The following is a 22,034-nucleotide window of genomic DNA, read 5'->3' as shown; positions in this document are numbered from 1 at the left end:
ATGGCCGAAACAAAAAAGAAGACCGCTGCGGCAAAGGCCGGGGCGGCCAAGGGGGTAGATGGGCGCCTTGCGGGCAAGGTCGCTCTGATCACCGGGGCGGCCGGCAATCTCGGCGGCGAGATCGCCCGCGCCTATGCGTGCGAGGGCGCGACCGTCATCATGACCGGGCGGACCAAGGACCGGATCGAGGCGGCGCGCGAAGCCGTCGTCAAAGATACCGGCGTGGCGGCGGACAAGGTCGATACCGCGATCCTTGACGGCGGCGAACCGGACTCGATCCGCGCCGCGATGGATGCGATCAAGAAAAAACACAGCCGGATCAATATCCTCGTCAACAATGCCGGATCGGCCGGCCCCAAACAGCTGCTCGAAAATGTGCCGCTAGACGCGGAAGAAATGAACGCCAGTGGCGACACCGAAACCGTCGCCGATGCGATGCGCAATATCTTCGGTGTCACCTGGAATCTCTCCCGTATTGTCGCGCCGCTGATCCCGCCCGGCGGTTCGGTCATCAATATCTCGACGATTTTCTCGCACACCCGCTATTATGGCCGCACCGCCTATGTCGTGCCCAAGGCCGCGCTCAACGCATTGTCGCGGCGGCTGGCGGAGGAATGCGGTCCGCGCGGCATCCGCGTCAACACGGTATTTCCCGGCCCGATCGAAAGTGACCGCATCCGGACCGTCTTCGCGGCGATGGACGAGCTGCAGGGCGATGCGGAAGGCGCGACCGCCAATCATTTCACCGGCCGCATGTCGCTCAGCCGCTCGATCGGCGGGACGGAGCCCAAAAAGACGCTGCCGCTTCCCGTCGATATCGCCGGCGCCTGCACCTTCCTCGCCAGCGAGGAATCGGCGGGCATGAATGGCAACGAGATCGACGTCACGCACGGCATGCGCGCGCGCAAGGATTCGCGTTCCACCTATCTCAACCGCCCCTCGATGCGCTCGCTCGACGGGGCCGGACTCACCGTGCTGATCGTCGCCGGGGAAGATTGGGAAGATGCGCTCGAAATGGCGCGCATCCAGATTGCGTGCGGTGCGAAAGTGCTGCTCGGCCTGCCGCGCGCGGCCGATGTCGCCCAGGCGACGGCGCGCGTGATGGCGCATCCGGCCGGCGACGGCCTCACCATCGTCCGCCTGCGCCGCTCCGAGGCGACGGGCATGGAAGAGGTACTCGCCGGTTACAGCGCCGAGCATGGGCCGATCACCAGCGCCATCGTCCTGCCGCTCAAGCCGGCCGGATATTATGCCGATCCGCTGCTCGAGGCCGATGACGAAACGGTCGAGAATTTCATGGACCAGGAACTGGTCGGCGCCATCGCGCTCGGCCGCACGCTGAGCCGCTACTGGAAGCTGCATCCGGATCTGCTGCAAGACCCGCGCTTCGTGTTCATGACGAACAAGAGCGACGGCAAGGACGATATCTACAGCGAAATCTACGGGGCCGGCATCGCGCAGCTTATCACGATCTGGCGCGACGAATCGCGGGTCGAACGCGAGCAGAAACGGATCGAGCGCGCCGCATGGGGCAATCTGATCGTCCGCCACACCAATGCCGAAGAAGAGAATCTGCGCTTCGCCGGCGGTCATGCGACGCGGATCGTCTTCAAGGAACAGAAGATCGCCGAGACCAAGCTCTATCTGCCGGGCAATATCGGCGAGGAAGCCGGGGCGAGCAGCGCCATGGTCGGCTTTGCAGAAAATATCACCGGACTGCATCTCGGCAAGGTTGCCTTCATTACCGGCGGTTCTGCCGGGATCGGTGGGCAGGTCGCGCGGCTGCTCGCGCTGGCCGGCGCCAAGGTGATGATGGTCGCGCGCAGCGAGGACCAGCTCGTTGCCGCCCGCGATCGGATCGTCGGTGAATTGCAGGATGTCGGCTTTTCCGGCGTCGATCGCCGGGTCAAATATATCGCCAATGTCGATGTCAGCGATTTTGAATCGCTGCGCGCCGCCTTCGACGAGACGATGGAGATATTCGGTCGCGTCGATTATCTCATCAACAATGCGGGCGTCGCCGGGGCCGAGGATATGGTCGTCGATATGGCGCTCGACGATTGGCGCTTCACGCTCGATGCCAATCTCGTCTCCAACTATCTGCTGATGCATCATGCTGTGCCGTTCATGCGCGCCCAGCGCAGCGGCTATATCCTTAACGTTTCCTCCTATTTCGGCGGCGAAAAGTTCCTCGCCGTCGCCTATCCCAACCGCGCCGACTATGCGGTCTCCAAGGCCGGGCAACGCGCCATGGTCGAGAGCTTCTCGCGCTATCTCGGCCCGGAAATCCAGTGCAATGCGATTGCGCCGGGTCCGGTGGCCGGAGACCGGCTGGCGGGCACGGGCGGCAAGCCCGGCCTGTTCAAGCGGCGCGCCCGGCTGATCCTCGAGAATAAGCGGCTCAACGCGATCTATGCGGCTGTGATCCGCGCCGTACGCGACGGCGCCGATGTCGATCATGTGCTCGGCCGGCTGATGCGCAATGACATCGCCTATCTCTCGCACGACAAGGCGACGCCGGACGCACTGCGCAAGCTCGTCCTCGATTGCGCGCGCGATGGCGACGGCACCTGTACCTGGGACCGGTTCCTGATGACGCAGGAACTCGCCGCCCGGCTGCTCAAGAGGATTGCGATGGGCGGCTATCTGCTCGACCTGCCCGAATGGAGCGCGCGCGCCGAGAAAGGCGAAGACTGGCTGGCCGTCGTACCGCCGGACGAAGTGCCCTTCCTGCCGCAGCAGCGCATCGAAGAGGATGCCGAGAAGATCGGCAAGGGTGTGACCTCCCAGCTGCATCTCGGCGCGATGCCGACCGAGGCCGATGTCGCGCAGGCGACGGTTTTCTACCTTGCCGATCGTGCGGTCAGCGGGGAAACCTTCATGCCCTCGGGCGGCCTTGCAGTCGAACGCTCGACCGTGGAGCGCGAAATGTTCGGTAGCCCCAAAGCCGAGCGCCTCGAGGCGATGAAGGGCAAGGCGGTCTGGATCGTCTGCCAGCACCTCGCCGACTATATCGCGGCGACCGTCCGCCACCTGATCGGCGATCTCGGTGTCGCGAAAGTGGTCCTGCTGACCCAGAGCAAGACTGGCGGGCAGGCGATCGTCAACAAGCTCTGCGATTGCCCGGCGGACAATGTCCATACGATCGTCGCGGGGGAAGATATCGAACCGGCGATGGACGAGGCGCTGCAGAAATGGGGTCGGCCGACGACCGTCGTCTCGATGCCCTATGAGGGCCTGCCCGACAGGCTGTTCGAGAGCGACGAACCTTTGTCGCCGGAGGAATTCCGGCATATGGTCGAACAGAATCTGACACATCATTTCCGCGTCTCGCGCAAGGCGTCGCTCTATGATGGCTGCCAGCTCGTGCTCGTGTCCCCCGATGTGCCCTTCGGCAAGAAGGGCCCGGCCTTTGCGCTCGCCAATTTCATCAAGACGACGCTCCACGCCTTCACGGCCACGCTGGCGGTCGAGAATGAGCGATTGGTCCATGACGTCGCGGCCAACCAGATCAACCTGACGCGCCGTGTCCGGTCCGAAGAACCGCGCAACGAGGAAGAACATCAGGAGGAACTCTCGCGCTTCGCCCGGGCGGTCCTTCTCGTCGGCGCACCGCTCCCCGATGCCGAGGACTCGCGCTACCGCTCGCGCATCTATCGCGGCACATCGATGACGGTGTAATCTGTCAAAGATCGTGCGATGACTATAATGGTATGCGGCACAGCTTATCACCGCTGCTGACAGGTCTGCGAACGAACGACGCGAGCCGGAAACGATTTCCGTTCAGGCCGCCAAGGCAGAGCTCCAACAGAGGCTCCGTGCGTGCGATTGTATAGTTTGCCTGCAAGCTAAGCAGTAGGTGCGCCCTCATCTGGCCGATAGGTCGCATCGAAAATGCTGTCGGACAGCCAACGCCGGAAGTCGGTATTATCGCTGAACTGTTTGAATAGCTATGTGTCGTCCTTCATCAGTCCGACAATCACTGTTCGCAGCGCCTTATCCAGTTCGATCCGGGCGTTCTGTTAGGCTTCGTCCGCCGCCGCACGCTGCGGTATCTCTTCAGTGATGAGCTTGCGGATGCGATCGCTGTCCGCCCAGTCGATATTGCCGAACAGGTCGTTGAAAGACTGGATGATGGCTGACAGCCGTTCAAGCTCAGGTTCCGATCTCTGACCTCCGCCCTCCAACGGAACTGGCTCAATCTGCCTGTCTTCGTCGGCGAGGGTCAGTCGTTGGGCTGTTTGTTTTTCGACCCGATAGCTGTCCATATCGACGGTTTCGAGTATTCCCTTCGATAAATTCTCATCACGGGGCGCGGGCAGCTTCGGGATCAGAAAGTTCAAGAAGATCGACAATTTCTCCCATTCAGGGCTGCTGAAGGGCAAGACCGACGATAGAAAGGCATAGGTCCGGGCAAAGCGCCGGGATCAACCTTGAATACAGATTCGAGTTCGCGGAAAGCGGCATCGTTCCGGAATAGCCAAATGCTGTGAACTGACTCAAGGCCAGATAGCTGTGCCAGACAGCAGATCGTTGCCGGTGTCGCTCCGAACTGCATCCGGCGGCCGCATGGATCTTCCGCCACTGCGAAGAAATGTGAAACTTCGAGACGGCAGTCGCAGTTTATCATGTCTTGACATGAAATATGTCCACAAATAATAGTGTCTCAAAGACATAATAAGTATGGGGAGGAGGTGCTGCGATGGTGCGCTATCGTTATGCGTGTGCGTCTTGGGTCGCTTTGGCTATGGGTTTTGCGGGTCAGGCCAACGCACAGGTCGAGAATGGTTCTGCCGGAGCCGAGCCGTTTTCCGGAACGCCGATCGTCGTGACGGCCAGCCGGCGCGAAGAGGATTTGCAGAGCACGCCGCTCTCCGTTTCCGCCTTCACCGATGACGCACTCGAGACGCGGTCCGTTCAGTCCGTCGATCAGATCGCCGCGCTTACGCCGGGTGTCCAGATATCGACTTATCAGGGCGATACTTCGATCTTCATTCGCGGCGTCGGAACGCCGGTGATCATTGCGGGTAGCGACAGTTCGACCGCGACCTATCTCAACGGCGTCTATCTATCGCGTGCGGCGGCGATCGGCCCGGCCTTCTTCGATGTGGAACGGCTCGAGGTTCTGCGCGGTCCGCAAGGCACGCTTTACGGCCGCAACGCGACGGCCGGCGCGGTCAATATCATTACCCGCGACCCGACCGACGAATTCGAGGCCGAGGCGCGGTTCATCCTCGGCAATTATGATCGGACGGGATTTTTCGGCGCCGTAAGCGGACCGCTTGCGGACGGTTTTCGTGCACGGGTGGCCGTCAATTATGAAAATCGCGACGGTTACACGACCGTCAACCTGCCGCGTGGCAATCTGCCGGCAAGCGAACCCAATCCGACGCGGCGCGTCGAAGCGCGCGATGATATCGCCATGCGGCTCACGCTGCAGGCCGATCTCGGCCCCGATGCGGTGCTGACCCTGCGCGGCGACTATTATCGCGCCGACGACACCGCGAACGTCTTCCACTTCGCCAGCCTGGGCTATCAGGACGAAGTACCGAACTGGCTGGCGACGCGCGAAGGCAGCCAGACACTTCCCTATTTCGCGCTCAAGAATCAGGGGCGGATCACCGAGGCGCGGTCGCGCGATATCTTCGCCGACGCGGAATATTTCAACGACACCGAAATCTGGGGCATCACCGGCGATCTCGAATGGGCGCTTGGCGATTATACGCTGTCGGTGATCGGCAGCTATCGTGACAGCAATCCCGATTTCCAGAACGAGTTCGATCTCTCCGATCAGTTCGTCAATATCTACCGGCGGGCTGAAGATCACCAGCAATGGAGCGTCGACGTCCAACTGACTTCGCCTGAAAATCGCCGGTTCCAATGGATAGTGGGCGGCTATTACTTCGAGGAAGAGAATGACATCACCAACGATATCTTCGGCGATTTCTGGGAGCCGGTCCTGCGTCAGGGACTTCAGGATCTGCAGGACGCCGGCGTCATTCCGGTTTTCCCGATCGTTATTCCCGATACCAATCTGTGCTGCGAGTTGCATCTGAATGGCAGTCAGGAAACCGAAGCGTTCGCGATCTATCTCGATACGTCCTACGAGATTACCGATACGCTGACATTGCAGCTTGGCGGTCGCTATAGCTGGGAACGGCGCGACGGCTTTCAGAATTTCGACCTAGTATTTCTGCCGGCGACGCCTGGCGGACAACAGGTGCGTTTTGCACCGAACGCTCAGCTGTTCCCGAACGCCATCAGTGACGGGCGTGACAATGTGATGCCCGATCCGTTCGGCTTCGTCGTCGCGCCGGTCGATGGACCTCAATCTTTCGACGCCTTTACGCCCAAGATCGGACTCGACTGGCAGGTGACGCCCGATGTGCTGCTCTATGCGACCGTGCAACGCGGATTCAAAAGCGGCGCTTACAATATCGGTTCCAGTCAGCGTTTGCCTTTCGAACCCGAGACGATTTGGGCCTATGAAATTGGTCTGAAATCGCAGCTATTTGACAACCGGCTGCTCTTCAACGTGGCCGGCTTCCACTATGATTATACCAATCTTCAAGCGCAGGATTCGATTGGCAATCAACCGATCATCCGCAATGTGGGCGCTGCGCGTTTAACCGGTTTCGAGGTCGAGGCGGTCGCAACTCTGAGCGACTATTTTCAGATTGATGGCAGCCTGACCTATGTCGATGCCGAGTTCACCGAAGGTGAACTGACCGAGCCGTTGCGGCCGGCGCCGCTATCGCAGCCGCCGGGTACGCTGTTGCGCGACCTGTCCGGGCTGCGGCTGCCGCGCGCGCCCGAATGGAAGTTCAATATCGGCGCGCAGGCCGACATTCCGATCGGCACAGCCGGCGATTTGACGCTGCGTGCCGACTATGGCTGGCAGAGCAAGATCTTCTTCACCGTGTTCAACATCGATGCGGCGTCGGAAGACAGTTACGGCCTGCTGAATGCGCGCATCGCGTTCACCACGGCGGACGAGCGCTACAGTTTCGCAATATTCGGTAACAATCTGACCGACGAGGTTTATTTCTCGAACCAGATTCTGACCGGCACCGTCTACGGCGCCGAATTCGTCGGGCCGCTGGGGCCACCACGGACCTATGGCGTTGAGTTTCGCGCCCGCTTCTGAGCCGGTCTGCAAGAGCAAGGAGAAGGAATATGAGTGCCGATACCCGAGCCATTGCGGACAGCTTCTATGCCGCGATCCATGGCGGCCATTTCGATGCGTTATTCGATATACTCTCAGACGATTGCACGATCGAATATTATGGCCCGGCGGTTATCCCCTTTGCCGGCATTTTCCGCGGCAAGGAGAAGTGCCGAATCTTTTTCGGCCATGTCGCCAATGACGTCGAGATTCAGGATTTCCGGCAGGAGGAATTTATCGTCGACGGCAGCAAGGCGGCCGTGGTCGGGCATCTCACGCTCAAGCTGCACACCAATGGGCGGGTCTATGATTCCGATTATGTCCATGTGATCGACGTTGCCGATGGCAAGGTGGTCCGCTTCCGCGATTTTCAGGATAGCGCCAAGGCGGCTTTCGTGTGTACCGATGTCGAGACGCCGGAGCGCTGACGCTCTCGCAACTGTAAGCGTCAGGCAGCGGACTGCGCCGCGACCTCGTTGATACGGTCGCCATGCTCTTCCCGGATGTCCTGATACACTTCGGTCACGCGGGTCAGGAAATGGATACCGTTGGCGATTTCCTCATCGGTCAATCGATCGATCATGATGTCCATGAGCGCGACACCATTGCGGATCATGCCTTCGACGAATTTTCGTCCGCGCGGGGTAAGCTGCACGAGCTTCTCGCGCCCGCTACGCGGATCTTCGGAAATCTGTAGAAGGTCCAGCGGCGGCTTGGTCAGCGCTCTCAGCGACTTCGAGATCGCTGAACTCGTTACTTCGTACCAGGATGCCATCGCTTTCTCGATGTCCTTGCGGCGCATCATCTGGCCATTCTCGCCTTGGACACGGATTGTCCAGAGAATGCATGCTTGCTGGCGCGTCAACACGCCGCTGCGCAGCGTATCCTCGATCTGCATGCCGACGATGTAGTGAATAGGAAAAAACAGATCGAGATAAGCAAGTGCAGGGTCTTTGGCCTTCGTCATTATTCTCTTTCCAGGCTTTCTCATGAGTGGGCGGGCTCTGCAGTCCGATCCGATTACATACCGTGAGCATAGCGGAAAGAACAGCAATTGAAACAATGTCTATAGGACATAATTTCTATTGACTTATAGTGTCCACAAGCTAGCATAAATTTCGAAGATGATCAGGCAAGCACGCCGTGGCCCATATCCGCAGGAACCGCTGTGAGGAGAACAGTGTTGAACATCGCGCAATCCGCTTCTGCCGCGATCGATCTGGAGCTTGCCGACAGCAAGGGTGATATGGACCGGCTGTTCGAAGTGCAGCGCGCTGCTTTCAAGGCTGAAACCCATCCGTCGGCCACCGTCCGGAAAGATAGGCTGCGCCGATTGCTCCATCTGCTTGTTGACAATGAGCAGCGCATAATGGACGCGGCGATGGCCGATTTCGGTTATCGCTCGCCTCAACAAAGCTTCTTCGTGGAAGTCGTGACAACGGCCAAACCGATAAAGGAAGCAATCAAGAAGGTCGGGCGGTGGATGAAGCCGGAGAAGCGGTCCGTTGACGCCCCGTTCCGGCTGGCCGGCGCGCGCGCCGAGGTGCGTTACCAGCCGCTAGGCGTGGTCGGCGGTATCAGTCCGTGGAATTTCCCCTTCAATCTCAGCTTCGCGCCGCTCGCCGGTATCCTGGCAGCCGGCAACCGTGCGATAATCAAGCCGTCCGAAGCGACGCCGGTCTGTGCCGCGCTGATCGCGGAGTTGGTCGCTGCCAGCTATGATGAAAATGAGGTCGCTGTGATCAATGGTGGGCCGGATGTCGCCCGCGCTTTCACCGCGCTGCCTTTCGATCATCTTCTCTATACTGGTGGCGAGGCAGTGGCGAAGCATGTCATGCGCGCGGCGGCCGATAATCTGACGCCTGTGACGCTCGAGCTCGGTGGCAAATCGCCCGTGCTGATCGGCAAGGGCGCCAATATGCGGCTTGCGGCCGAACGGGTGATTTTCGGCAAGATGCTCAACGCCGGCCAGATCTGCCTCGCGCCCGACCATATCTTCGTGCCCGAGGACGGAATCGATGATTTCGTCACGGCGCTCAAAGATGCTGTGCGCAAGACTGCGCCTGAAGATCGTAAGGCGGCGGACTTTGTGTCGATAGTCAATGACCGCCATGCCGAGCGGTTGCGCAGCTACATCGCTGACGCGCGGACCCAAGGCGCGGAAATCGTCAGTTTCGACTGGCTCGGCGAAGGCGGCGACAATCTCGTTCCACTCACCCTGATACTCAACCCGGATGAGAAGATGGACGTGATGCAGGAGGAAATTTTCGGCCCTCTGCTGCCTATCAAAAGCTATCGTAGTCTGGACGATGTCTTCGCCTATATGGCGGGACAATCGCGCCCGCTCGCCATCTACTATTTCGGCTCTGACGATGGCGAGATCCGCGCCGTACTCGAGAACACCCAGTCGGGCGGCGTCACGATCAACGACGTTATCATGCACTATACGATCGACACGCTTCCGTTCGGCGGTGTCGGCGCGAGCGGCATGGGCGCCTATCACGGCTTCGACGGGTTCAAACAATTCAGCCATGCGCGCGCCATCTATCGGCAAAGCCCGTTCGATATCGGTGGCGCGCTCCGGCCGCCCTATGGGCGCACTTTCGAGCGCGTTTCACGCTTCCTGCTCAAGCACGGATAGTTTTTCAGACAGGGGATTTCACGACCATGGCCAGCGCGACAGTTGCTTCCGATCTCAACGATTTCGAGGCGAAGAATCTTTATTCGCCTGAAGTGATCGCCAATCCCTATCCCTATTATGACGCACTGCGCGACAAACCGATTCAGTTCGGTCTCGAGGACTATCCGCCGGGCACCGTGCCGGGTCAGGACAAGCCCTATCCGGCCTGGGTCGTGCTCAAATATCACGACATCATCCAGGTCTGCCGCAAGCCGCAGATATTCTCGTCGCGCGACATCATGCAGGAGGAATCGGATGCGCCGACGCTGATGCTCGTCAATCATGATGACCCGCGCCACGCCGAGTTACGCAAGATTGCACAAATCGCGTTCAAGCCGAAGCGGGTCGAGGCCGATATTACCCCTTGGATGCAGGGCGTCGTCGACCGATTGCTCGACGAGGAGGATGAAGGCGAGGTGGATTTCATGGCCAATCTCGCGCCCGACCTTCCGGCACTCGTGATGACCAAGCTGATCGGCACGCCGGAGGAGGATTATGTGCTGCTCCGGCGCTGGGCCAACGCCTTCATGGTGACGTCCGACTTCACCACCGAAGAGCGCAATCAGTGCAATATCGAGCTGTGGAACTATTATCAGGACGCGGTCGGCCAGCGTTATGCCGATATCGCTGCAGGCAAGGATGTGCCGGATGATCTCATGTCAGCCTTCATCCAGGCCGAGGCCGACGGCAACATGCTGACCAAGGAAGAGGTGATCCGTTTCTGCGTGACGCTCGTCGTCGCTGGGGCGGAGACGACCGGGTATCTGCTCGGTAATCTGATCGATACGTTGGTCGAGGAACCGCATTTCTTCGATGATCTCAAGGCCGACCGTTCGCTCGTACGGCCGTTTATCGAGGAAAGCCTTAGGCGCGATGGGCCGATTCAGAGGCTGCACCGGGTCTGCACCCAGGATACCGAGATTGGCGGTACCAAGATCCGTGAAGGTGATTGGGTGGCGATCTTCTTCGCCTCCGGCAATCGCGACCCGGAAATCTGGGATCGGCCGAACGATTTCATCCTGAAGCGCTCCAATATCGGGCGGCACCTGACCTTCAGCCATGGCGTCCATCATTGCATGGGCTCAGGTATTGCCCGGAACGAGGCGACGCAGATGCTCAACGGCATTCTCGACCGCTACAGCGCCATCGAACCGGGCTTGGCACCGCGGCTTCGTCAGACTGGCGGCCTACTGAACTATGGTCTCGAAACATGCCCAATCAGGCTCGTTCGCTGAGATCTTGTGAAGGAGGCAATGCTATGGTGACGATCATCGCCGTCGACCGGAAGGGCGAAGAGCATCGTGTTGATGCCGTCGAGGGTGAACCGCTGATGGTCGCGTTGCGCGATAACGATATCGACGTCGAGGCAGTCTGCGGTGGCGAAATGTCGTGCCTGACCTGTCATGTTTATATCGATCCCAAATGGCTCGATCGCGTCGGCGAACGACCCAGCGAGGAGGCCGACCTTCTTGACGATCAACTGCATTCGCGCCCCGAAAGCCGGCTTAGCTGTCAGATCATGATATCGCCGAATCTGGAGGGTTTGCGTTGTCGCGTTGCGCCGCCGGAAGGCTGACGCAAAGACCGGGACTTGAGATCAAGATCCAAAGGTCAGTGTAGCCTGACAGTTGCACCTTGAATGCCAGCGCTTCCAACTACGGCAATCTCTTCGTCGCACTCGCTCGTTCAGCGATCGTATGATATCGCTCAAGCGTCTAGGATCGCCCCGAAATCCGTTTCAAGGTTGGGAGATCAGCTTGGCAGTGCTCACTGGGAAACCAAAACGGCCATCGTCAGCCGAGCCTCTCTTGTCGAGATAGGTACCTGCGGCCTGTACCGCATAAATTGTCTTCGTTCGCTTCGCGTTGGAGTGAACACGAGATTTGCGATCTGATCGAGGACGACCGCCGCCAGGTCGTTCGAAATACTGCTCCTAAGTTACTATCTTTGCTATCGGCGCGCCGACCGCATAGGTTTCTCCTTCACATGCGATCTGCGTGAGCTCGCCTTGAAACGCGCTTTCGACCTCGAACGTCGTCTTTTCGGATTCGACCGAATAGATTACCTGGCCAACCCTAACCGACTCCCCCGTTTCAACAAGCCACTCCACGAGCGTACCTTCCTGCATCGATACCGCAAGCTTCGGCATTTTGAGGGTCATGGTTGCCATCAGGCGACTTCCAGAAGAGCGCGGGCGGCACCAGCGATCTGGTCAGCATTGGGAAAATGTTGGGCTTCGAGGTTTTGGGCAAACGGCACCGGCGAATAGCGAGCGCCAAGCCTAGCCACTGGCGCCTGCAGTTCCTCCCATAACTCGGACTGTAGTCGCGCTACGATCTCTGCGCCGAAGCCCCCGAACTCGACGGCCGCATGGGTGACGAGCGCGCGCCCCGTTTTGGCGACGGATTGGCGCACGGTGGCCATGTCGAGTGGCACTATGGACCGCAAATCGATGACTTCTGCCTCGATCCCTGCTTCCGCAAGCGCTTCTGCCGCGGTCAGCGCCTCGACCACGGCCCAGCCATAGGCGACGATGGTCAGGTCCTTACCTTGCCGGGCGATATTGGCCCGTCCGAGCGGGACCCGGTAAGCTTCAGCGGGTACGTCGCCCGGCGTGAAGTAACAGCGCATCGCTTCGAGCACGATACACGGGTCGGGATCATCGATGCAGGATAGCAGCAGTCCTTTCGCATCTGCCGGATTACTCGGAGCCACGATCTTGAGCCCGGGGATATGCGCGAACCATGCCTCGAGCGATTGGCTATGCTGTGCGCCGAACGAACCGACATTGCCGGCGGTCAACATGCGCAGCGTGATCGGCACGTTCGTCCTGCCACCCGACATATAGCGCAGCTTGGCAGCATGGTTGGCGATCTGGTCCATGCATACCATGGCGAAATCCACGATCATCACCTCCGCCACCGGGCGAAGCCCGACAAGGCTCGCACCGATCGCAGCGCCGACGATCGCTTGCTCCGAAATCGGCGTGCCCCTCACTCTCTCGCGACCGTATCTCGTCGAAAGACCGGCAGTCGCCTTGACGATACCGCCGGCCGGATCCTCGATATCCTCGCCGAGCAATACGACATTTTCATCCCCGGCCAGCGCTTGGTCGAGCGCTTCGTTGATCGCTGCGCCGTAGGTGATCTTGCGTCCGGATGCGTCGGGCAGCGAGAAAGACGCCGCGGGCTGATCGCAGCTGTCGGGGAGATGAGAGTGATCGTCGAAGATATCGGCACGCAGTTCGGCGGTTGCCGGCGGATCGGATCGCTGTGCGAATTCGAGCGCTTCGGCCACCTCAGCATTGGCGTCCGCCTCGATTGCGATGAGTTCTTCTTCGGTCGCTAATCCTGCTTCGATCAGCCGCGTGCGAAAGCGAGGGACCGGCGGCGTTTCGCGGGCGGCAGCGAGCGCGGTTGCATCCATATGCGCTTCTTCGGAGCCGAAACTATGGCCTTGCAGCCGATGCGCAACGCATTCGAGCAAGGTCGGACCACCGCCATTGCGGGCGCGTTCGATTGCCGTTTTCGCCGCTCGATAGACGAGTAGGGGGTCGGTGCCGTCCACACGCTCTCCCGGCATGGCATAGGCCTGAGCGCGTTCTGCAATAGTCTCGCTGCGGGTCGATTGGGCGAAGCTTGTATATTCGGCATAGAGATTGTTCTGGCAGACAAACACGACCGGTAACTGCCATAGTGCAGCGAGATTCAACGCTTCGTGCACCGCGCCGATATTTGCGGCGCCGTCGCCGAAACTACATAGGACAACGTGCCCTGTGCTCTTGAGTGCCTCGCCGAGTGCAATCCCGGTCGCGATCGGCGCGCCCGCACCTACGATGCCGGTCGTGACCATCAGCCCCGAATGCGGATCGGAGAGATGCATGGGCCCACCCTTGCCCTTTGATGTCCCTGCCGCCTTGCCGAACATCTCGGCGAGTATCTCGCGTATCGGCGTACCCTTGGCGACGATGTCGTGGATGCAGCGATAGGTGATCACGGCCTTGTCGTCGCCGCTCAGCAAGGGTGCGATCGCTGCGGGAATGGCCTCCTGGCCGCCACATGGATAATATTGGAACTGCAGATTGCCAGCCGCCAGCTGTTGTTGAATGGTGTGATCCGCGGCGTGGATTCGGCACATCGTGCGATAAATTTCGATCGCGATATCGCCAGCGATCCCGAGTTCACCGAAGCCGTCTGACATCGTTCGTCCTTTCACTCTGTTGCCCATGCCAGGTTGTTTTCAAAGCTGGGCTACGATTTCGACTTCCAGAAGCAGATCGGGGTGCGCCAGCCTGGCGACTTCGACCCAGGTAGAGGCCGGAAATGAGTCCTGTGGAAAAAAAGCGTGACGCACGCCGACATGCTCGAGCGCGAGGCCGATATCGGTCGCGTAAACCGTTTCCTTGACGATCGCGCCCATGTCCCGATCATACCGCTGCAAAATATCGTTCAACGTGCCGTAGATCTGACGCATCTGGCCGGCCATATCTCCGACGTGCAGCGGATTGAGTTGCTCATCCCAGCTGACAGTGCCCGAAACCCACAGAGTCGTATCGATCCTGACGGCCTGGGAGAAGCCGAGTTGTCTTTCTGCATCTGCTGACAGGTGAATGCGTTCCATTGCGTCACTCCTATTTGAAATAGCGTGCATATCGTTACATATATAGAATATCAATGCACAAGTTATATGTTGTTCGTTCTGGGGTTTCGTGGAAGGCCCTTGGTCTGATAAGAGTCGCTAGCAAGGAGGAAGACGTGGCAGGACTTCGCGAGCGATCCAAGCAAAAGCGCCGTCAGACCATATTAGCCGTGGCTGATACGCTGATCAGGCAGAATGGTTACGGCCAGACGACGATCGAAGAGATCGCCACATCCGCCGACGTCAGCGTCGGCACGCTCTATTCGTATTTTGGAAGCAAGGGTGGCGTCCTCGGCGCTTTGATGCTGCCGATTGTTGATCAGATGGAGCGCCGGGCCGCGAAGATCATTGACAATCCGCCCGAAAGGGGTGTCGACGCGATGGCGGCCATATTCGAGGCCTACCGGTTCAACGATGATTGGAAATCGCTGAACATCCTCGCTGCTTTCGCGCATGATTCGGCTGACCGTGGCGACGCCGCGCTCGAAGACATCCGCAAGGCCTTTGAGCGCGTTAAAAAGCGCCAATTGCGGGAGTTGCTGGATCGACTCGTCGACCAGGGCAAGTTCCCGCCCACGCTTGATCTCGATGACGTCGTCGCTCTCCTCTACATGCTGCTGATCTCGCATTTTGAAGACTATTTGGCGGCCCGTGGCGCCATGCCGTACGAGGAGATGATGGTGAATATGCAGCGGCGGCTGCGAGTCATGTTCGAATATTGGGAAACATAAATCTGCCATTTGTCAGGCGAAAGCCAGCCAGGCGATCTTTACCGGCATTCTGGACCGAAACAAAATATAATATTTGACATGATACTCTAAAAATATAATCATCGTGCTCATCATTTGGGTTTTCTGGCGCTTGCCGGCGCTATCCGAAAGGGGTCGCGATGACTGATCAAAAGAAGTCCATCCGGAGGGGCTTGTTCGGCACAACAGCTCTGGCAACAGCCGCGTTGGCCGCTTTTCCGGCAATTGCGCAAAGCGACGGCGTGGCGCAAACGGCAGGCCAAACCGCCAGTCAAACTGCGAGCGGCGCGGACTCCTCGGGCATGCAAGCCCAGAGCGGTTTCAGCCCGATCATCGTGACCGCCCGCCGCCGCGAAGAGACATTGCAGGAAACCCCGCTGTCGATCACCGCCTTCGATTCCGATGCACTGATCGACCGCGGGATCACAGAACTTTCCGGCATCGGTGATTTCACGCCTAATCTCGTTTTCGACCAGGGCAACGGCAACACCGGCGGCAGTACGTCTTCGCAGATCTTTATCCGTGGCATCGGTCAGGCGGACTTCCTGTTCACTACCGAGCCCGGCGTCGGGATTTATGTGGATGGGGTTTATCTGCCTCGCTCAATCGGTTCGATCATGGACTTGATCGATCTCGAGCGGGTTGAGATTCTGCGCGGTCCTCAAGGCACCCTATTCGGAAAGAACAGCGTCGGTGGTGCTATCAACATCACGACGCAGCGCCCACAATATGATTTCGGCGGCCGCGCCTCGGCAACCTATGGCAGCTTCGATCGGATCGACGTGAACGGCTCCATCACGGCGCCGCTCGTCGCCGATCGGCTGGCCGCGAGCCTCGCCTTTTCGTCACGCGAACGGGATGGTTATGTCCGCCGCGTCAACGACGGCTCGCGTCTCGGCGGTACCAACTCGGCTGGATTCCGCGGCCAGCTGTTGTGGGAGCCGGCCGACAATTTCGAGCTTCATATTACCGGCGACTATACGCGTAAACGTGAGGACAGTATCGCGAACACGCTCATCGATGTCGACCAGTCGGGGAGCCTGATCGGACTTTACAACGCCCTTGTCGCGCCTGCGTTGGGTACGATCTACGATGATCGTTTCGTCCCGGACGACCCGTTCGTCAGCTTCGGCACTGGCTTCAACCAAAGCGATCTCGATCAATGGGGTATCGCCGCAACGGCAACGCTCGATCTTGACGGCGCCACTTTCAAATCGATCACCGCCTATCGGGAACAGGACGCCATTTTCGGGCAGGATTCGGATCATTCGCCGTTGCGCTTTTTCGAACAATCGGTCGTCGATCGCCAGGAACAATTCTCGCAGGAGTTCCAGCTGTCGGGCACAGCGATTGACGACCGGCTCGATTGGGTTGTGGGCGCGATGTATTTCCATGAAACGGGGTTCAATGAATACAGGATCCTCTTCGCCCCGGGTCTTTTCGATGCGCTCGAAGCGCTGCCACCCGGCGTGATCCCCGGCCTTGGCGGAGCCGGAAATCCCGTGCATCCATCACTTGATTTTGACGGTTTGCTGACCTCGGAGATCGATAGCGACAGCTATTCCGCCTATGGCCATTTCAGCTTTGACGTGACTGATCGTTTCAGCATCTCCGGCGGCCTGCGCTATACGTCGGACGAGAAGGATTTCACCTCGCGCTTCGATCGGCTTTCGGCCGGGGTGACCACACATGATGTCGACACCGGTGATAGCTGGAACGCCTGGACACCGAGAATTGGCATCGAATATGACTGGTCGGACGATCTGATGACCTATGCGTCGGTGGCACGCGGTTTCAAGTCCGGCGGCTTCAACGGCCGACCGACAACCGAGTTCGTAGCTCGCACGCCCTTCGCACCGGAGTTCGTCTGGACCTATGAGGCCGGTTTCAACTCGATGTTTGCCGATCGTCGTGTGATCCTCAACGGCGCTGCTTTCTATAGCGACTATACAAATCTGCAGCTGCTAAGCGTGACCTCCGATCCGCAGGGCGGCATCGTCGCGCTCGTCGAGAATGCCGGTAAGGCGCGGATCGTGGGTTTCGAACTCGAGCTGACGGCAATGCCGGTTCCCGGGCTGCGCTTCGATGCCGGTCTTGGCTATCTCGATGCCGAATATCGCCAGCTCGACGCGAGCGTAACGTCGATCACTCTCGACGACGATCTGGTCAAGACGCCGGAATGGAGTTTTTCGATAGGCGCGCAATATACCGCCGACCTCTCCGACGACTGGCAACTTATGCTGCGCGCCGACTATGCCTACCGGTCGACGGTTCAACATGTGCCGGACAATAATCCGCTGCTCGAACAATCGGGTTATGGACTGCTCAATGCGCGTATCGCCTTCGGGCCGTCCGACGAAAGCTGGGAGCTTGCTGTGTTTGGTACCAACCTCACCGACGAGCTATACATCGCCAACGGTTTGAGCCAGGCCGATACACTGGGTACCACTGATGTCACCTATGGCCGCCCCCGCGAATGGGGTGTGAGCCTGAGCGCGAGATTTTGAGCGCCATGGATCGCGAACCCGTCTTCCTCCACGTGATCCACGAGATCGACGCGCCGATTGTGCAAGTCTGGGCCGTTCTCGGTGATTTCGGTAGTGGCGAACTTGGCTCGGGCTTCGTCAGCAAAGTCGTCGCCGATGGTAATCATGTCGGCGCCTTGCGCACGCTGCACATCGCTGAGGAATTCGGCGGCGGTGCCGTCGTCGAACGGCAAGCGGCGCGAGATGAAGCGGGCTGTTACTATGCCTATGAAATTGTCGATTATGGGCCGATGCCGTTCGCCGATTATTACGGATCGGCTCATGCCATTCCCACCGGCCGCGATACAACGTCTGTCCTCTGGACGAACCGCTATCTGGCCCCTGCCGGAGAGGGCGTGGCTTTCAGAGAGCGATCGCTCGCAATCCTTAATGTGATAGAAGATAATATGCGTCGCTTGGTGACCGCACAGGCGAACTAAGTATGGCCCTCGCAAGCTCGAAAGGATGATCCATGACACAGGCAACTGCCACGCGCAGCACCATAGAGCTGCCGCAGAATAATCCGACCGAACGGCTGGGCGAATTGATGCCGGCCGAAGGCGAAAACGGCGTCTTCGCAGAATCCTGGTATCCGGTCTGCCTGTCGTCCGAGTTGAAAAAGGGAGAGCTGCGAAGCGAAACCTTTCTTGATGGCAAGATCATCGTCTTCCGAGGTGAGGATGGCGTCGCCCGGGCGATGAGCGCCTATTGTCCCCACCTCGGCGCCGATCTCGGCGTCGGCGCGGTCGTTGGCAACAATGTCCAGTGCGCTTTTCATCGTTGGGAATTTGACGGCGACGGCGTATGCGCGAAGACGGGCATCGGCGATCCCGCTCCGAAACGCGCGCGACTGTTCAAATTTCCGACGCAGGAAGTCTATGGAGTCGTCTGGGTCTTCAACGGCGAAAAACCGCATTGGGAGATACCGAGCTTCGAGGTACCCGACGACAAGATCGTCTACCGGACATACCGTTTCCCGGATTATTTCAACTGCGACCCTTGGGTGTTCGCAGCCAACACGCCCGATATGCAGCATTTCAAGGTCGTGCATAAAACCGAGTTCGCTACAGAAGACCCCCATGCAGGCGTTGACTGGGACGATTGGGGCTTTCGCTACAAGGTCATCGCAGCGCATCAGCAGGGAATCCCGATCGAGTGGACAGTCGGCATTCGCGGTACGACGCTGTTCTGGCAGGAAGGCCCTTATGGTGATTTTTGGCTGGGCGGGATGGTCGGCTTCGGCTTGCCCGTTGTCGGCAAGCATGAGGCCTTCGCGATCCTCGCGCTCGAAGATGTGGGCGATTCCAAGCTTATCGACGAACGCTTCGATATCGTCGAAGCGCTGATGCATCGCACGGTCGGCGAGGACAAGGATATCCTTAATACGATCCACTACCGCCCGGGTGCGCTGACAAAGGGCGATACGACGCTTAGCCGCTATCTCGATTTCCTGCGATCCTATCCACGCAGCCATATCTCGGGCCCATTCATCAAATAGGAGCAAGACCGATGGTCGAAGCCGTCATCGCCAAACGCATAGAAGCGCCGGCGGACGATGTCTGGGCTCTGGTCAACTGGAAAGGGTGCGAGGCGCTGATGCCCATTCCTGGCCAGATGGACAGCGTGCGTTTCGAAGGCGACGGACCCGGCGCCCGGCGCATTTTCGCGCTCGACCAAGAACGGCTGGGTGGCGGCAGCATCGTCGAAGAGCTAGTCTTCATCGATCCGAAACATCGTTTTTACCAATATATCATCGCCGATAACGGGCCGCTGCCATGGACTGACTATAAGGGCGAGATCCGGGTGACTCCCTGCGGTCCCGACGCATGTGCCCTGAAATTCGCCGTCGAGATCACGCCGCTCGACATGTCCGACGAGGAATGTCGCAATATCTTCATTACCCATTGTCTGATGGATGTCGCCCGGATCAAGGACCATCTTGGCATTGCGGCGGGCTAGACGCCATACGTGACGATCAAGGATCAGAGCCTTTGAACGCCAGGCCGACAGATCCCGTAGCGTCGACGCCCTTATGGCGCGACACCGCCGCGACCCACTTCGATGGCGAAAGTCTCGCGCAGGAATTGGAGGCCGATGTCGCGATTGTTGGCGGCGGTTTCACCGGGCTTTCGACGGCATTTCATCTTGCAAAAGCAGGCAAGTCGGTCGTCGTTCTGGAACGCGAAGCAATCGCATCAGGCGCTTCGGGACGCAACGCGGCCGGCTGGATACCGGGATGGCCGGGGCCCAGCCCCGATGATGTACTCGACAAGCTCGGCCGCGATCGGGGCGAGCGCCTCAATCGCATGTTGGCGTCCGCCGCGCGGGATTTTCCGGATTTCGCGATCAGTCATGCGCTCGATCCTGAGTTTCGCGCGTCCGGCGTTGCTATGTGTGCACTTACCCGGAAACTGGCCAAGCGTCTCGACACGATAGCCGAACAATGGCACGCGCTCGGCGTGCCGATCGACCCGGTGGCGCCTGCCGAACTGTCCGCGATAACCGGAAGCGACGCTTTTTGCGCTGCCATGATCTATCGCAACGCTGGCACACTGAATCCGGTCAATTACAGTCACGGCTTGGCAAGGCTTGCATCGGAAACAGGCGCGCAAATCTTCGTGCGGTCGGAGGTCGCTCGCATCGAGCCGGATGATGGTGGCTGGCGCGTGCTTTGCGCAAAAGGTTCGGTCAGGTCTAGCCATGCCATCATGGCGACAGGCGCATATGAGACTGGGCTCGTCCGGGCGCTGTCGACAAGTCAATACAAGATTCCGATCATGGTCTTTGCCTCGAAACCGGCACCTGAGATAGCCGCGCGCTTGATGCCGGGTGGCATGCCGATCGGCAGCAACCATCCGCTGCGGCTGTTTTGGCTGATGGCCGACGGCGCGGACAGGCTGATCGGATCAACGGTGCTTCCCTCGTCTGACAATCTATCATTGCAAGATCTGGTGCCGAGGTTCGAACGGCACCTGAAAGCCTATTACCCCGAAGCCGCTCTGCCGGAGTGGGAAACCGCCTGGAGCGGTTATCTCGATGTCGTACCTGATCGCCTGCCCCGGATCGTTGAACTCGCGCCGAAACTGCTGGCGCCGATTGGCTATTCCGGCAGCGGTATCATTGCGACCTTCGCCATCGGCAGGGAACTCGGCCGGGCCCTTGGCAATGACGACCTCGACAATTGCGCCGTGCCTATCCGAGCCGCGTCACGGCTTTGGGCACCGAAGCTTGTCCCCCGGATATTCAGAGCCATGACATCACGGATATGAGCTGCCACGCCCAAAAATGACCATTCGAGGGCTTGTCCGATTAACGTGTATCTGATTGAAGTTCGGGTCCTAATGGCTGGAGAAAGTCGATGTCGAAAGCTTGAGAATTGGTCAGTCCATTCCACCATCTCGAGCCATCGTCCGAGACCATTCGGATTGCTGTCCTGATTCATGGACGGGACGCGCTAGTGCGCGTCAGAGTGTTGGGCTGATTGTAGATCGACCGGTTCCAGTCTCGCTTTCCGATGCCAGCCTACAAAACTCGAAGTGAACGTATCGCTTTGGTGGACAGTTTTTGGGGGTCTGAGACTATCGGGACAATCGCGAAAAATGCGCCGCCAAGAGCGTCTCAGGCGCGAACACGAAAAACAGTGCTCGCGAGAAGCGGCGCAGAATTGCGGCGTTTGAGGAGTCGGGAATGGAAAGTGCTTGGAAAGTCTTAGTAAGGGAGACCGTATGGCGCACCCGACAGGATTCGAACCTGTGGCCTCTGCCTTCGGAGGGCAGCGCTCTATCCAGCTGAGCTACGGGTGCGTGAGGCGAGCGCCTAGCAGGAAGCGTTCGCGCCCGCTAGCCCGTTTTTCGGTGCGGTGCCTGCTAGCCGCGTTCGGGTAGTTCGATGGGTTGGAACTGGCCGAGGCCGCAGCTTGGGCCGAAATTCCCGCCGCCGCCTGTACGTACGACCGTGATGATGTCCGTCGAACAGAGTCGGCTGAGCGACGTCCGGTAACTGAACGCTTCCTCGAAGCCGAGGCCGTTGCAGTCTTGCGGCAGCGTGTTGCGATACACATCGCCGCCGCTCATGTGGAAATCGATGGTCCGGTCGTCATGCACGCGCGTGTTGCGGATCCGATTCAGCGAGATGCAGTTTTCCGCTTCGCCGACCGCTTCGGCTTGTTGCCAACGCGGGATTTCGTCTTCAGCGGAAGATTGAGTCGGGATCGCGACGGCAGCCAGCGCAATGGCGGCGCCGGCGAGCGGCAGGGCAAGAAATGAACGGTGCATGGG

General features: G+C 59.3%; 18 protein-coding genes and 1 tRNA gene. 12 read left to right on the top strand and 7 right to left on the bottom strand.

The genetic code is table 11. The features are described from left to right. Positions 1-3,681 (top strand): SDR family oxidoreductase, encoded by a 3,681-nt coding sequence (locus Q0974_RS03290; protein ID WP_299322595.1) that lies wholly within the window; start codon positions 1-3, stop codon positions 3,679-3,681. 341 nt (positions 3,682-4,022) lie between these two features. On the opposite strand, the gene Q0974_RS03285 is transcribed toward Q0974_RS03290, so the two are convergent. Continuing rightward, positions 4,023-4,385, bottom strand: coding sequence for a hypothetical protein (locus Q0974_RS03285; protein WP_299322593.1), 363 nt, complete (start codon positions 4,383-4,385; stop codon positions 4,023-4,025). Between the two features lie 317 nt (positions 4,386-4,702). Here Q0974_RS03285 and Q0974_RS03280 point away from each other — a divergent pair, with 317 nt between their 5' ends. Both Q0974_RS03280 and Q0974_RS03275 read left to right on the top strand, forming a co-directional pair. Further along, a complete protein-coding gene (locus Q0974_RS03280) occupies positions 4,703-7,147 on the top strand; it encodes a TonB-dependent receptor (RefSeq protein ID WP_299322590.1) in 2,445 nt (814 codons plus the stop codon). A gap of 29 nt (positions 7,148-7,176) precedes the next feature. After that, positions 7,177-7,593 (top strand): nuclear transport factor 2 family protein, encoded by a 417-nt coding sequence (locus tag Q0974_RS03275; protein WP_299322587.1) that lies wholly within the window; start codon positions 7,177-7,179, stop codon positions 7,591-7,593. Positions 7,594-7,613: 20 nt separating this feature from the next. On the opposite strand, the gene Q0974_RS03270 is transcribed toward Q0974_RS03275, so the two are convergent. After that, positions 7,614-8,132, bottom strand: a complete 519-nt coding sequence (locus Q0974_RS03270; protein WP_299322584.1) for a MarR family transcriptional regulator — start codon at positions 8,130-8,132, stop codon at positions 7,614-7,616. 216 nt (positions 8,133-8,348) lie between these two features. Between Q0974_RS03270 and Q0974_RS03265 the strand changes: the two genes are divergently transcribed. The 3 genes from Q0974_RS03265 to Q0974_RS03255 are packed head-to-tail and all read left to right on the top strand — an operon-like array spanning position 8,349 to position 11,421. Beyond that, a complete protein-coding gene (locus Q0974_RS03265) occupies positions 8,349-9,806 on the top strand; it encodes a coniferyl aldehyde dehydrogenase (protein WP_299322582.1) in 1,458 nt (485 codons plus the stop codon). Between the two features lie 26 nt (positions 9,807-9,832). After that, the gene (locus Q0974_RS03260; protein ID WP_299322579.1) at positions 9,833-11,080 is read left to right on the top strand and encodes a cytochrome P450; all 1,248 of its coding nucleotides are present in this window, start codon (positions 9,833-9,835) and stop codon (positions 11,078-11,080) included. A gap of 23 nt (positions 11,081-11,103) precedes the next feature. Beyond that, entirely contained in the window at positions 11,104-11,421 is a 318-nt protein-coding gene (locus tag Q0974_RS03255) for a 2Fe-2S iron-sulfur cluster-binding protein (RefSeq protein ID WP_299322574.1), read from the top strand. Positions 11,422-11,778: 357 nt separating this feature from the next. Here Q0974_RS03255 and Q0974_RS03250 read toward each other — a convergent pair whose 3' ends face one another. Genes Q0974_RS03250 through Q0974_RS03240 form a run of 3 tightly spaced genes read right to left on the bottom strand, consistent with a single transcriptional unit; the run spans position 11,779 to position 14,465 of the window. Then, positions 11,779-12,015, bottom strand: coding sequence for a biotin/lipoyl-containing protein (locus Q0974_RS03250; RefSeq protein WP_299322572.1), 237 nt, complete (start codon positions 12,013-12,015; stop codon positions 11,779-11,781). After that, entirely contained in the window at positions 12,015-14,045 is a 2,031-nt protein-coding gene (locus tag Q0974_RS03245) for a dehydrogenase E1 component subunit alpha/beta (protein WP_299322570.1), read from the bottom strand. Before Q0974_RS03245 ends, Q0974_RS03250 begins: the two co-directional genes overlap by 1 nt. Positions 14,046-14,084: 39 nt before the next feature. Then, complete coding sequence (locus tag Q0974_RS03240) at positions 14,085-14,465, bottom strand: RidA family protein (protein ID WP_299322568.1); 381 nt, start codon at positions 14,463-14,465, stop codon at positions 14,085-14,087. Between the two features lie 188 nt (positions 14,466-14,653). Here Q0974_RS03240 and Q0974_RS03235 point away from each other — a divergent pair, with 188 nt between their 5' ends. The 6 genes from Q0974_RS03235 (at position 14,654) to Q0974_RS03210 (ending at position 21,026) form a co-directional block, all read left to right on the top strand. Continuing rightward, positions 14,654-15,214, top strand: a complete 561-nt coding sequence (locus tag Q0974_RS03235; RefSeq protein ID WP_299322567.1) for a TetR/AcrR family transcriptional regulator — start codon at positions 14,654-14,656, stop codon at positions 15,212-15,214. Between the two features lie 158 nt (positions 15,215-15,372). Then, on the top strand, positions 15,373-17,739 hold the full coding sequence (locus Q0974_RS03230) for a TonB-dependent receptor (protein WP_299322566.1): 2,367 nt from the start codon (positions 15,373-15,375) through the stop codon (positions 17,737-17,739). A gap of 5 nt (positions 17,740-17,744) precedes the next feature. After that, complete coding sequence (locus Q0974_RS03225) at positions 17,745-18,197, top strand: SRPBCC family protein (protein WP_299322565.1); 453 nt, start codon at positions 17,745-17,747, stop codon at positions 18,195-18,197. A gap of 32 nt (positions 18,198-18,229) precedes the next feature. Continuing rightward, entirely contained in the window at positions 18,230-19,255 is a 1,026-nt protein-coding gene (locus tag Q0974_RS03220; protein WP_299322560.1) for an aromatic ring-hydroxylating dioxygenase subunit alpha, read from the top strand. Between the two features lie 11 nt (positions 19,256-19,266). Further along, entirely contained in the window at positions 19,267-19,716 is a 450-nt protein-coding gene (locus Q0974_RS03215) for an SRPBCC family protein (protein WP_299322557.1), read from the top strand. Then, positions 19,638-21,026 carry an FAD-binding oxidoreductase gene (locus Q0974_RS03210; protein ID WP_299322627.1) on the top strand — a complete coding sequence of 463 codons (1,389 nt, stop codon included), beginning with the start codon at positions 19,638-19,640 and terminating at the stop codon, positions 21,024-21,026. The genes Q0974_RS03215 and Q0974_RS03210 overlap by 79 nt, the downstream gene beginning before the upstream one ends. A gap of 457 nt (positions 21,027-21,483) precedes the next feature. Here Q0974_RS03210 and Q0974_RS03205 read toward each other — a convergent pair. Together Q0974_RS03205 and Q0974_RS03200 are read right to left on the bottom strand one after the other, a co-directional pair. Continuing rightward, positions 21,484-21,560, bottom strand: a tRNA-Arg gene (locus Q0974_RS03205). A 63-nt stretch (positions 21,561-21,623) separates the two neighbouring features. Further along, positions 21,624-22,031: a hypothetical protein gene (locus Q0974_RS03200; protein ID WP_299322555.1), complete on the bottom strand. Its 408-nt coding sequence runs from the start codon at positions 22,029-22,031 to the stop codon at positions 21,624-21,626. Positions 22,032-22,034: the final 3 nt, after the last annotated feature.

It is taken from the genome of Parasphingopyxis sp. (genome assembly GCF_028279465.1).
Taxonomy (GTDB): Bacteria; Pseudomonadota; Alphaproteobacteria; order Sphingomonadales; family Sphingomonadaceae; genus Parasphingopyxis.
Note: the sequence above shows the minus strand (reverse complement) of the source record. Positions and strands in the feature narration are given on the sequence as shown.